Source organism: Legionella jamestowniensis (genome assembly GCF_001467745.1).
Lineage (GTDB): Bacteria > Pseudomonadota > Gammaproteobacteria > Legionellales > Legionellaceae > Tatlockia > Tatlockia jamestowniensis.
In genome coordinates this window covers 1,339,918-1,352,707 of the sequence record NZ_LNYG01000013.1, presented here as the reverse complement: position 1 = coordinate 1,352,707, position 12,790 = coordinate 1,339,918, and the positions used below count along the sequence as shown (strand labels likewise).

Genomic DNA, 12,790 nt, shown 5'->3' with positions numbered 1-12,790 from the left:
TGCACTTGGCCTAAAAAGCTATTTTTACCCTATTTGGTTTAATTTTTTTTATCCACAAATTCTGTGGATAAAACTGTGCATAGGCTGTCGAACTATCCTATTAAAATTGGACGTCAACTTAAGGCTCCCGGCTGCAAGCAGCCGGGCTACACTTGTATCCATTGAGATACGGAGGGAGGAATAATCTCCCGGGCACGCTGGTATCCATTGAGAAATATGAAGGAATAGCAGTAGCCCGGTTGCTTGCAACCGGGATAATCGCCACCCTAAATTATGAACCCGTCAACCTATCATGATATGCTTTTGCAAATTCTAAAACTAAGTTAGCTAGCGCAGCAAAATAGAAGTCTCCCGGCTGTAAGCAGCTGGGCTACGATAGTGCCAGGTAATGGTAGAAGCGATTGTGCAAGGGCTACTATGGCTTAATGGGGACTTACTTAGGAAATACTGCGACCGCCATCAACATTTAAAATTTGCCCCGTGATGAAAGGGTTTTCTGCCAATGCTAAAACTGCTTGGGCAATAAACTCAGGATGACCATGACGTTTCAATAAGGTTTGCTCAATAATTTTTTGTTGAATTTCCAACGACAGGCTATTGTCATGCTCTGGCCATGCAATTGCCCCAGGAGCTATCGCGTTCACACGCACATTAGGCGCAAACTCCTTGGCCAACGCTTTGGTTTGCATCGCTAACGCGGCTTTACTTTGGCTGTACACCGCATAGTCTTTAAGCGGCCTTTCCGCATGGATATCCGTTAAATTTATAATCGCCCCTTGGTAAGTCGCCAAATGGGGAAATGCTTCAAGACTTAAAAAAAACGGTACTTTGACATTGGTGTCAAACAATTCGTTAAAGCTTTTCTCATCCTGTTTTGCCAGATTGGTTCGGCTGAAAACAGAAGCATTATTTACCAGTAAATCCAGACGCATTCCCCAATTAAGGGTTGCAGTAATCAGTTTATTGGACGCTTCTGATTGATTTAAATTCTGCGAAATGACAAGAGCGCTGTCTTGACGATGTTTATTAAGTAAAGCAGCAAGTTTTTGTGCATCATCTAAAGATTGATGACAATGAATAACTACTTTAAAATTCGCTTCATGTAATTTGGAAACGATAGCGGCTCCAATCCTCCTTGCAGCACCGGTCACTAAGGCCACTTTTACTGCTTGTTTATTGGCTTGAGTCAAGGTATTCCCCATTTTTTAGTAATTAATTATGAGCTTATTTTCTCTAATACGTGAACAAATTCAACAAAAAGGCGCACTACCTTTCGTTGATTTTATGCAACAAGCGTTATATAACCCTTTTTACGGGTATTATAGTGCCGGCTTGCAAAAATTCGGCAGCCAGGGCGATTTTATCACGGCCCCTGAATTAACACCCCTGTTTGGATATACGGTTGCCAACCAATGCCAACAAATTCTTTCACAAATTAATGAGCCGATTTTATTTGAGTTTGGTGCCGGCTCTGGCAAGCTCTGTGTTGCTCTTTTGCAACAACTCGAACGCTTAAACTGCCTCCCCCATCAATATTTAATCCTTGAAGTAAGCAGTGACTTAAAACAACGTCAACAGTCATTTATCCGGGAAAAAATACCTCATTTGTTTCCACGCATTACCTGGCTTGATCGCTGGCCTGAAAAACCGTTTAAAGGTATCGTGATTGCCAATGAAGTACTCGATGCCATGCCTGTACATCGTTTTTTACACACCGAAGAAGGTTTATTAGAAAGTTATGTGATATTAGATGAGCAAATGCAATTAACAGAGATTTTTAAACCTTGCCAAAATCAGCGCTTGCTTAAATATATTGAGGAAGTCTTTCCTCACGAGCTACACCCTTATCAATCTGAAGCAAATCTCTTTGTTGATGACTGGATTAAACAATGTGCATTAATGCTTGAACAAGGTGTTATGTTTCTCATTGACTATGGCTTTCCGCGGCATGAATATTACCATCCCGATCGTAACACCGGGACTTTAATGTGCCATCATCGCCATCTGGCACACCGTAATCCTTTTATTCATGTGGGAGAACAAGACATTACCGCCCATGTTGATTTTACTCATATTGCCGAAGCAGGCTCCCGCGCTGGGTTTCATATTGCCGGCTATACTAACCAAGCCTCTTTTTTGCTAGCAAATGGTTTGTTAAGCTTGCTAGGTGAACTTAACGATGAATTTCATCGCGTTCAAGCCAGTCAGGCTGTAAAACAACTCATTCAGCCTAGCGAGATGGGCGAGCTATTCAAAGTCATTGGCTTAAGCAAAAATATTGACATGCCTTTACATGGCTTTCAACTGCAGGACAAACGAGCGAGTTTATGATGAAAAAATATTTGACCACAGTAGAACTGCAAAAAGAATCCATGAAGTTTTCCGCAGGCCACACTACTATTTTTTCTGCAACAGAAAGAGAACCTCTTCATGGACATATGTATGGCGTCTATTTGGCACTGACTACCTGGGTTGAAGAAAATGGTTTGACCTTCGATTATCGCTATTACAAAGAGCGCATTCATAAACTTTGCCGTTATTTGAATCAAACATTTTTAATGCCGCAATTTTCTCCTTTCCTGCAGTTTGCCGAAGATGAGGAATACTACTACTTCACATTTAACCACAAAAAAATTCCGTTCTTAAAAGAAGACGTTACCCTCATGCCAGTAACTAATATTACTGTTGAAGAGCTCTCACGCTGGTTTGTGCAAGAGTTGATTAGCGACCCCGTAGAACTTGACAAACACCGCATTGAAAAGGTCGTGGTAAAAGTCTTCTCTGCACCTGGACAATCTGCAAGCCATGAGTGGCAGCGCCCACGTGAATCAGCAATAGCTTGATTTACAATGAAAACAGGCATGGACAAGGTTTATAAAGTTTGCATTCCTCATACTTCGCGCGATTTTTTTGACTATCTCAGTGCTTCGCCACTTTTCCCTGGTACTCGTGTTTGGGTCCCTTTTCGCCAGCAAACACGTCTGGGGTTTGTCATTGGCGAACACCCTGTAGAACCTCACGGTAAACTTAAATCCATTGCCGCAATTGTTGATGAAACCCCTTTATTAACACCCTCCATCCTTGATTTATGCCAGTGGGTTTGTACCTATTACCAATCGCCTTTATCTGAAGTTATACCGCTGGCTTTGCCCAAAAACTATCGTTTGGGTAATCCTTGCCAACTGCCTACTGAGGATTATTTTTATTTGGCCAAACCTATACCGGACGCTTATGAAGTCATTGGTGCAAAAGCCTATAAGAAGCGCGCGCTTCTTGATTTTCTTCACCAACAGGATAAGCCTGTCAGTAGGAAAAAAATCTTACGGGAAGGTTTCACCCAAGCGCAAATAAATAATTTGTACGCTTTACATCTGCTCGTAAAAAAGCAGGAAGTCGTTCTTCCTTTGCATGAAGAAAAAGCTAAAGATAAACCGCTAATCTTGAATGAAGAACAGCAATTAGCGGTGCAAACAATGATTGCCAGATTAAACGGGTACCACTGTTTTTTATTACAGGGGGTTACGGGTAGCGGTAAAACGGAAGTCTATTTACAAACCATTACTGAAGTTTTATCACAAGGGAAGCAGGTTCTTGTGCTTGTCCCTGAAATCGGTTTAACACCTCAACTGCTTTCTCGTTTTACAGCACGCTTTAACGAGCCAATGGTGGTTATCCACTCCAATTTAAACGAAACAGAACGCCAATTTGCCTGGCAGTTGGCTCATGACAATTTGGCAAAACTGGTAATTGGAACGCGCACGGCAATATTTACCCCAATGCCCGCTTTAGGTTTGATTGTTATCGATGAAGAGCATGATAGCTCGTTGAAGCAGATGGAAGGAGTACGCTATTCCGCGCGCGATACTGCTTTGATGCGAGCTTATATGGCCAATATACCGATCATCCTGGGCTCAGCCACCCCCAGTCTTGAAAGTTTGTATAACTGCATCCAAAACAAGTACACTTTGCTACGTTTACAGCAAAAAGCCTTAAGTAGCACACCCTTGCATTATCAGATCGTTGATCTGCGTAATGCCCCTTTGCAGCAAGGTTTAGCCCCACAAACGTTACAACTCATTACACAGCATCTGCAACAGGATAATCAAGTGATGGTCTTTATCAACCGCCGTGGCTTTGCTCCCGTATTATTGTGCCACCATTGCGGCTTTATTGCGGATTGCAAAACCTGTGATAGCCACTTGACCTTACACCGCCAACTTGGCCGTTTGGTCTGTCATCATTGTGGTCGCACGGAAGCCATCCCTTCACAGTGTAAGGCTTGCCATAATAAAGAATTAATTCCTATAGGCGCGGGGACGCAACGTATCTATGATTATTTAAACCAACAATTCCCAGATACCAAGCTATTACGTATTGATCGCGATGAAGTACAGAAAAAGAACGCGCTGGAAAATTACTTGGACAGTATTCATCGTGGCGATGCCCAATTAATTGTTGGCACTCAAATGTTGGCTAAAGGACATCATTTTCCAAATTTAACCTTGGTAGTCATACTCGATACCGATGCGGGTTTTTATAACCAGGATTTCCGTGCGCTGGAGCGTTTGGGACAATTATTAACCCAGGTAGCCGGGCGTGCAGGGCGAGCCGAACATCCAGGGCAGGTGGTTATTCAAACTCATTTCCCCCACCATCCTTTGCTAAGCAAGCTGATTCAACAAGGTTATGATGCGTTTGCGCAAGCACTTCTGGATGCAAGACAGCACGCTGAATTACCCCCCTATCATTTTTTAGCACTCATCCGTGCACAAGATAAATCCGCCAGTAAAGTGCTTGCCTTCCTGCATACTTTAAAGGAACAACTGCTAATGCAGGGAATCATTACCTTAGGCCCTGCTCCGGCCCCCCTTGCCCGTAAAGCAAATCAACACCGTATGCAGTTACTGCTAAAATCTTCTTCCCGTAAAATTCTGCAAACTAGATTGACGCAACTCAGGGAGTGGCTGACAATAACAAAACTGAATAATCATGTCCGTTGGAATGTGGACGTCGACCCTATGGATTTATCATGACCAATCATAAAATAGCTGTGCATCAACGAACTTTTCCTATTGAGTGGGGCGATATGGACGCCTTGGGCCATGTTAATAATGGGCGCTATTTTGATTATTTCCAACAATCACGCATTGAATGGTTAGAAAGCCTTCATTTAGATATGAAACAACAAATTGGTCCTGTGGTCATTCATGTCGCTTGTACTTTTCTAAAGCCTATTGTTTACCCAGCCACATTAACTTTGGTAAGCAGTGTCCATAGTCTTGGAAATTCCAGTATCATGATGGATCATGAAATTTATCAAAATGAGGTGTTAATGACGCAGGGAACCAGTAAAATTGTTTGGGTTAACTATATAGAAAATAAATCGGTTACTATCCCCGATTCCATTCGCAGCTTATTTGTTCAACCATAACCGCCATTGGAAATGTCATGCCGACACAGGATAACCCACACTTAATTTCTCATGCCCAAGACAAAAAATCCTTGGAATTATGTGTAAACAATATAGCGGCACGCTTAAAAAAGGACATCGAATCACCTGAGGCATTAGGACAGCACCTCGATTTACTCCATCAATTACAACAGTTTGACTTCGGGCGTTTCCTCATCCAAAACCAAGGTATTAATGGTTATTGGACTCATTACATAACCACCCATCCTTTTCACGGGCGAAAAACCGGTAAAAATAATCGTGAAGAGCCTTTTTCTCCACTAGAAACATTTTTGCTTGATAAGGCACCCATCATAGTAGCTACCCAAGAACGCTTTGAGATTTTTCTTCGTGAAAACCAGAAAGCAGTGGGAGAAGGGGCAACACTAGCGTGTATTCCTTGTGGCACAATGAGCGAGTTACTTTATTTACAATTACAGCAATGTAAAAATATTCGTCTGTTAGGCTTCGATTATGATCGCGAAACGTTTGCCGATGCTTATAGGCTGGCTGGAAAACTGAAAGTAGTACATCCACTTGAGTTGCATCATGCCGATGCCTGGCATCTAGGGATTCAAGAGGAGTTTGATCTTATTTCTAGTAATGGCCTGACTATCTATGAACCAGATGAAGAGCGAGTTTTAGCCTTGTTTGAAGGGTTTTATCAGGCTTTAAAACCCGGAGGAAAGCTGGTAACCAGTTTTTTGACCCCTCCCCCGGTACTCACTGAACAATGCGAATGGGACATGTCTGTGATTAACTCATATGATTTACAGTTACAGCGAACCCTGTTTGTTGATATTTTAAAGGTAAAATTTCAGTGTTATCGCTCCACGGAACAAACAAGAAAGCTATTAAATGCTGCAGGCTTTATCAACATGGAATTTTTTTACGATAAGGCGAAACTGTTTCCCACAGTAGTTGCCTATAAGAAATAAGCGAGTTTTACCTCGCTTATTTCAATCATCGCTCATCACAAACCGTGTAATAACCATGGCGATAAGGATTACTGCGTGCCCGGAATATATAGTCACGGCATTGCTGTCCACGATCATCGGTATAGCGCTTATCCAAACGAAATGCGAAATCTTTAAAATCCATATCCTGTTGCCACTCGCGTTCCTGGCGGGCGCGATCTTCTGCTTCCATTTTATTCAAAAATTTGCTTAGTTTGCTGGCATAACCTACTGAAAGGAACATCGCCGCAATTAGAAGAAAAATAACTTTTTTCATTATCGATTCCAAAAAACACAGGAAGGGCAATTTTAAATCATATTTTAATGAATTACCAATTTTGGACTTCTCTTCAAATAACATTTATTACTACCATTATCCGGTAATATATAGATGCCGTGCATAAAGCACGGCACGTCGGCATAGAGGAAGAATTTGCTATTGTTGGGTTGCAATGTGATTGTTATCATACGTGCGATGGAGTAAAAAGTTGTTAAACTTTATGAAGTTAGGAATAAAAGGCTTAGTCGCTAATAAAGGATGGGTAATGACAGAAAAACTACCCCAAGTGGGTATACTATTGTTCTTTTTAGGCGCAGCCTTTTATTTAGCTGTTTTACCTTTTATTGCTTATCCTGTTAACAGCTTTATAAAACCTGTTCCGATTTTTTTATTAATTATTATTAGCTGGCTAACCACTTCCGATAAAACAACCAAATTGTGGTTAATAACAGCCTTGGTGTTTTCGTTATTAGGTGACATCATTCTCACCGTTGCCGCTGAATGGGCTTTTAAATTAGGTATTCTTTTTTTTGTGCTCGCCCATTGCGCTTATATCCGATTGTATATCAAAGACGCTCAACTTAAGCTAACTCGTACCCTTTATTTCCTGCCGGTGCTGTTGTTTGTTCTAATAAGTTACTGGTCTATGTGGCCATCCTTAGGCCAGATGACCCTCCCTGCCACCATTTATCTCTGCTTTTTAACCTTTATGGTTTTTACTGCCTTTCAAGTTAAACAATATCCAATATTAATTAGTGGTGGCTCCTGTTTATTTTTACTGTCTGATTTTATTCTTGCACTCACGCAATTTGTGCTTGTAGAAACCAATATTACTAATTTGTTAATTATGCTGACTTATTATTTAGCACAATTTCTTTTAGTACTTGGAATAACCAAGAGAAAAGTAGCTATTTAAATCGATGTTTCTTATCTACATAAAAACACCATATTGCTATTTTTTTATCAAATTTGCTATATAATTAAATGAATTCCTATTTTATCTTAATAGGGAAACATACAAGGAGCCCCTGACTATGTTTAAAAGCACTACAGAAGAATACGACAAAAAATATGTCGGCGAACTCAGTAGGGATGAGGCAGTAAAACTTTTAAACTCTATGGAAGGAAAAACGCCTTATATCTTTAGATACTCCCCAAATATAAAAGAATTAGTGATGACTATAAAAGGCTTGGATGAATATGGACTTCCAGGAATATCGCATTTTACTTTGGGCGATGTAGTCGGGAAAATAGATAGTAATGATCCGGAACAACTTGAAGCCGCAGTCAGAGTTTCTCGCGAATTCATCGAAAAATTTCTATCAGGCAACACAAAAGAAAAGAATATGGGAAGATATCTAACTGGCGACGAAATAAAAAAAGCTTTATTAGAAACGTCCTATGGAACAAAGTACTTAACGGGTGAAAAAACCGCATTTCACCTAGGCAAAAAATAAAATATAGATAGGGAAAAACTTTTATTTTCCCTATCTTTTCTAAAATAAAACTTCCTCGGCTATACCTATTTTTAGATATTCATTTGAGCCCAGTAAAAAATTTTTTGATAAAATAAACATTACCTCACTGACCATCCTAAACAGCGATGGGCGCTTTTATTGATGGGTGTGACTGGTAATTTAGGAATTCAAAGTCAGCAAATTCATAGTCAAATAAGGAAGCAGGCTTGCGTTTAATGGTTAATGTAGGCAGTGGCAATGGCTGACGGCCTAGTTGTGTGCGCGCTTGCTCCAGATGGTTGAGGTATAAATGGCAATCGCCCCCCGTCCAGACAAATTCACCAACCTCCAAGTTACATTGCTGTGCCACCATATGTGTCAATAAGGCATAAGAGGCTATATTAAAAGGCACGCCTAAAAAAACATCGGCAGAACGTTGATACAATTGGCAAGATAGTTTGTTATTCGCAACATAAAACTGGAATAACGCATGACAAGGCATTAATGCCATTTTATCAAGCTCACCCACATTCCAGGCACTGACGATTAAACGACGAGAGTCAGGGTTGGTTTTAATTTGCTGAATCACTTCGGTTAGCTGATCAATAGAGCGACCATCGGGTGTAGGCCAGGAACGCCATTGCCGCCCATAAACGGGGCCTAAGTCACCTTGGCTGTCAGCCCATTCGTCCCAAATTGTGACCCCATTTTCATTCAGATAAGCAATATTGGTATCACCCTGCAAAAACCATAGTAACTCATGAATAATGCTGCGCGTGTGTAATTTTTTTGTGGTAACTAAGGGGAAGCCTTCATCCAACTTAAACCGCATTTGATAACCAAACACGGAAAGGGTTCCTGTTCCAGTACGGTCAGTTTTTTCAACACCATTTTCAAGAATATGCTCTAACAGGTTTAAATAGGTTTTCATCGTTTAGCCCACCATAACCATAAGCCAATAACAAGCATTGGCAGTGATAATAATTGTCCCATTGTTAGCCAATTGAAGGCTAAAAAGCCCAGCTGTACATCAGGCTGGCGAAAGCATTCCGCAATTAAGCGGCATAGGGCATACCCTATTAAAAATACCGCCGAAACACAACCGGCTGGCCGTGGTTTAGCAGCATACCACCACACCACTATAAATAGTATTATTCCTTCCAATCCTAATTCATATAATTGGGAAGGATGACGAGGTTCCCCATCCGAATGGGGAAACACCATCGCCCAGGGGACATCGCTTACTCGTCCCCAAAGCTCACCATTAATAAAATTACCTGCCCTGCCTGCTGCAAGCCCCAATGGTACTAAAGGCGCAATAAAATCACCCACTTCCAGGAAAGGCTTTTTAGATTTATGAGAAAAGAGCCATAATGCAATAGCAACCCCTATCAATCCTCCATGGAATGACATGCCGCCTTCCCATAGCTTAAACAAAATCCAGGGTTTCATGAAAAATTGCTCGGTATTATAAAAGAGCATATACCCGACCCTGCCTCCAATAATAACCCCTAAGGCCGCATAAAAAATCAAGTCACTGATTTGTTCTGAAGTCCACGGCAGTTGATAGTGTTTTGCACGCCAATGTGCCAACAACCAGGCGCTTACAAAACCAAATAAGTACATTAGCCCATACCAATGTACTTTTAGGGGGCCTATGGAAAAAGCAACAGGGTCTATATTAGGAAATACCAACATTCAGTAACCTCAATGCTCTAAGAGAATAACTGGATAATTAAAAAAGCAAATTACCCCGCAGATACCAATAAAAATAAAACACAAATCCATATACAGCTGTAGACAAGATCACGATTTTCCTGCCCGAATCAATCCACCCAAACCCTCGTCTTCTAACGCTTTTTGCAAATAAAGCCTGATCTCAGCAGGATGTTCAAACTCTAATACATCGGCAAGCACTTTGCGGGCGTGGGCTAGAGAGATATTGCGAATTACCCATTTAACACGCGGTAAACTGGTGGAGTTCATACTTAAGGTATCAAACCCCATGGCTAAAAGAAGAATAACCGCCAGTGGGTCACTTGCCATCTCACCACAGATACTTACTTCAACACCCGCAGCATGTCCTCCTTCAACGACTTTCATTAATGTGCGTAACATTGCTGGATGGAATGAATCATAAAGGCCAGCAACCCGTGCATTATTGCGATCAACCGCTAACAAATATTGTGTTAAATCATTACTACCTACTGAAATGAAATCAACTCGTTTCGCTAACTCCCGCGCAAGATAAACTGCTGCCGGAACTTCTATCATGACACCTATTTTGGGCTTTTCAATCAGACAACCTTCTTCCAATAACTCCTTAAATGCCTGATCAATCAAAAAGGATGCTTCTTCTACCTCACTTAACGTCGTCACCATAGGTAACATGATGCGTAGATTATTTAATTCCTCACTGGCACGTAGCATCGCACGTACTTGCATCAAAAAAACATCGGGATGGTCAAGCGTAACCCGAATTCCACGCCAACCGAGGTAAGGATTATCTTCTGCAACAGGGAAATAGGGTAAAATTTTATCGCCCCCAATGTCTAAGGTGCGCATAGTAACAAGGCGGGGGGCAAATGCCTTTAGAATTTGGCGATAAATAATGTATTGCTCATCTTCTGAAGGGAAGCGATCACGACTCATAAAAGGTACTTCTGACCGATACAAGCCCACACCTTCGGCACCAACACTTAATGACAAACCTGCATCCATGGCAAGACCGGTATTGACTTGTAAAGACACCCGATAATTATCAAGCGTTTCGGCGGGTTTATCGCGCAAGCTTACTAGACTTTGATTAAGTTCTTCCTCTTCTTGCGCTAATTTTTTAAACTCTGCAAGAACGGCTCTTGAAGGGGAAATATACACATGGCCATAGTAACCATCAACAATGATTGCCCGCCGTGAAAGATGCTCTACTTTAAGACCCCGCACCCCCATTACAGTAGGTACACCTAAAGCACGCGCCAAAATTGCCACATGAGAGTTATTCGCCCCTTTTGCAGAAACAACACCGGCTAAATGCCCTTCAGGGACCTCTGCCAATGCAGAAGCAGTGATTTCTTCGCCAATTAAAATGGTACGGCGGGGGTAAACGATTTCCTCCCGTTGTGATAACTGCAATTCCGCTAACACACGACGTCCGAGATCACGAAAATCACTTGCACGTTCACGCAAGTAATCATCCTCCATGCTTTCAAACTGCTGCACGTGCTTTTTTATGACCGAGGAAAGTGCTGCCTGGGCACTTAATTTTTCTTCACGAATAACGTTTTCAACTTCAGATCCTAAACTGTCTTTATCCAATATACGTAAATAAACATCAAATAAAGCATGTTCATCTTCGGCCACAGTTGATTTCATTCGACGGCTTAAACGCTGCATGTCCTCCCGTGCGGCTTGCAACGCTTCCATAAAAATTACAATTTCTGCATCGACATCATCAACCGTATGACGGGGGACTGCATCAATATCAGCAGGTGGATAAACAACAACTGCCGAACCAATACCGACCCCAGGGACACTACCTACACCTGTAAGCGCAGTAGAAGTAACTTCGAATTTGTTAGCACCTAATAGTTTAGGTTGCGTTAATGAAGTAAGCTCCCCTGTGGCTTCAGCATGAGCAATAATGCCACCAAGTTGTGCAGCCAGCGTGATTAAAAAAGCTTCCTCAGCATCATCAAAACAACAGGCTTCTGCACGTTGGGCAATTAAAACGCCATAAAGCTTACGGTGTTGAATAATAGGTACACCTAAAAAACCTCTTAGGTGTTCTTCACCTAATAAAGGATTTTCATAAAATTCGGGATGGGAAGGAGCATCCTCAATATTAACAGGTTCTTCGCGGCGACCGATTAAACCAATTAAGCCTTGATCAAGACCAACGCGAACTCTATATTCTGCTTGTTTATTTAAACCATCAGTCGCAATTAAAACATATTGAGCGTGCTTGTTATCAATCAGGTAAACGGAAACTGATTCCGCAGCAACAGCCTTACGTACCCGTTGTACCAAAACTGTCAGTGCTTCACTTAAATGATTTGCCGTCGTTACATCTTGTACAATTCGCTTTAATATTTTTAACATTTATCGACTATGATTACCTCGCTTACGTCGCGCACCAAAAGGGGTACGCCGTCTTTTTAGCAAGTGCTCCAATTCTTTCATGGCTTGAGAGTACACTTGTCTTTTAAAAAAAATAACCAACTCTTGTGGCTCGTGGTAATCAATCCAACGCCAACTATCAAACTCAGGCGAGTCACTTAAGTCCAAGCGGATTTTTTGCTCAGAGGCAACTAACTTTAACAAATACCATTTTTGCTTTTGCCCTATAACCAAGGGCTCACTACCATGGCGTAAATATTGTTTGGGCAACCTGTATTTTAACCAGCGTTTGGTTGAACCAATAACCTCTATATCGTCCCGTTCCAAACCAACCTCTTCGCGTAATTCACGAAACATTGCTTCCAATGCTGTTTCACCGGCAGCGAGCCCACCCTGGGGAAATTGCCAGGCATCATGTCCCTGTCGTCTACCCCAAAAAACTCGACCCGAGCCGTTCACCAGAATAATGCCGACATTTAACCGGTATCCGGCGCGATCAATAACCATAGTAAACACTGCTTTAGCTAAACTT

The 12,790-nt window shown here is 41.7% G+C and carries 13 protein-coding genes; 7 read left to right on the top strand and 6 right to left on the bottom strand.

Features of this window, described 5'->3' with window-relative positions; translation table 11 throughout:
• Positions 1-437: 437 nt before the first annotated feature.
• A complete protein-coding gene (locus Ljam_RS10280; RefSeq protein WP_420795612.1) occupies positions 438-1,190 on the bottom strand; it encodes a pteridine reductase in 753 nt (250 codons plus the stop codon).
• 28 nt (positions 1,191-1,218) lie between these two features.
• Here Ljam_RS10280 and Ljam_RS10275 point away from each other — a divergent pair, with 28 nt between their 5' ends.
• From Ljam_RS10275 to Ljam_RS10255, 5 genes are read left to right on the top strand one after another with little or no spacing between them, the layout of a single operon-like run.
• Entirely contained in the window at positions 1,219-2,331 is a 1,113-nt protein-coding gene (locus Ljam_RS10275; RefSeq protein WP_058449936.1) for a class I SAM-dependent methyltransferase, read from the top strand.
• The gene (locus Ljam_RS10270; protein WP_058450796.1) at positions 2,331-2,843 is read left to right on the top strand and encodes a 6-pyruvoyl trahydropterin synthase family protein; all 513 of its coding nucleotides are present in this window, start codon (positions 2,331-2,333) and stop codon (positions 2,841-2,843) included. Before Ljam_RS10275 ends, Ljam_RS10270 begins: the two co-directional genes overlap by 1 nt.
• 18 nt (positions 2,844-2,861) lie before the next feature.
• Positions 2,862-5,033, top strand: a complete 2,172-nt coding sequence (locus tag Ljam_RS10265; RefSeq protein ID WP_058450795.1) for a primosomal protein N' — start codon at positions 2,862-2,864, stop codon at positions 5,031-5,033.
• The gene (locus Ljam_RS10260) at positions 5,030-5,431 is read left to right on the top strand and encodes an acyl-CoA thioesterase (protein WP_058449935.1); all 402 of its coding nucleotides are present in this window, start codon (positions 5,030-5,032) and stop codon (positions 5,429-5,431) included. The genes Ljam_RS10265 and Ljam_RS10260 overlap by 4 nt, the downstream gene beginning before the upstream one ends.
• Positions 5,432-5,448: 17 nt before the next feature.
• A complete protein-coding gene (locus tag Ljam_RS10255) occupies positions 5,449-6,387 on the top strand; it encodes an SAM-dependent methyltransferase (protein WP_058449934.1) in 939 nt (312 codons plus the stop codon).
• Between the two features lie 25 nt (positions 6,388-6,412).
• Here the strand turns inward: Ljam_RS10255 and Ljam_RS10250 are convergent, their stop codons facing one another.
• On the bottom strand, positions 6,413-6,682 hold the full coding sequence (locus Ljam_RS10250) for a hypothetical protein (RefSeq protein WP_058450794.1): 270 nt from the start codon (positions 6,680-6,682) through the stop codon (positions 6,413-6,415).
• Between the two features lie 268 nt (positions 6,683-6,950).
• Here Ljam_RS10250 and Ljam_RS10245 point away from each other — a divergent pair, with 268 nt between their 5' ends.
• Positions 6,951-7,601: a lysoplasmalogenase gene (locus tag Ljam_RS10245; RefSeq protein ID WP_065235573.1), complete on the top strand. Its 651-nt coding sequence runs from the start codon at positions 6,951-6,953 to the stop codon at positions 7,599-7,601.
• A 118-nt stretch (positions 7,602-7,719) separates the two neighbouring features.
• Entirely contained in the window at positions 7,720-8,142 is a 423-nt protein-coding gene (locus Ljam_RS10240) for a hypothetical protein (RefSeq protein ID WP_058449932.1), read from the top strand.
• Positions 8,143-8,278: 136 nt separating this feature from the next.
• On the opposite strand, the gene thyA is transcribed toward Ljam_RS10240, so the two are convergent.
• The 4 genes from thyA to Ljam_RS10220 all read right to left on the bottom strand — a co-directional run bounded on the left by thyA (position 8,279) and on the right by Ljam_RS10220 (position 12,765).
• The gene (thyA, locus tag Ljam_RS10235; protein ID WP_058449931.1) at positions 8,279-9,073 is read right to left on the bottom strand and encodes a thymidylate synthase; all 795 of its coding nucleotides are present in this window, start codon (positions 9,071-9,073) and stop codon (positions 8,279-8,281) included.
• Positions 9,070-9,840: a prolipoprotein diacylglyceryl transferase gene (gene lgt, locus Ljam_RS10230; RefSeq protein ID WP_058449930.1), complete on the bottom strand. Its 771-nt coding sequence runs from the start codon at positions 9,838-9,840 to the stop codon at positions 9,070-9,072. The genes thyA and lgt overlap by 4 nt, the downstream gene beginning before the upstream one ends.
• Positions 9,841-9,948: 108 nt before the next feature.
• On the bottom strand, positions 9,949-12,240 hold the full coding sequence (gene ptsP / locus Ljam_RS10225; RefSeq protein ID WP_058449929.1) for a phosphoenolpyruvate--protein phosphotransferase: 2,292 nt from the start codon (positions 12,238-12,240) through the stop codon (positions 9,949-9,951).
• A complete protein-coding gene (locus tag Ljam_RS10220) occupies positions 12,241-12,765 on the bottom strand; it encodes an RNA pyrophosphohydrolase (RefSeq protein ID WP_058450793.1) in 525 nt (174 codons plus the stop codon).
• Positions 12,766-12,790: the final 25 nt, after the last annotated feature.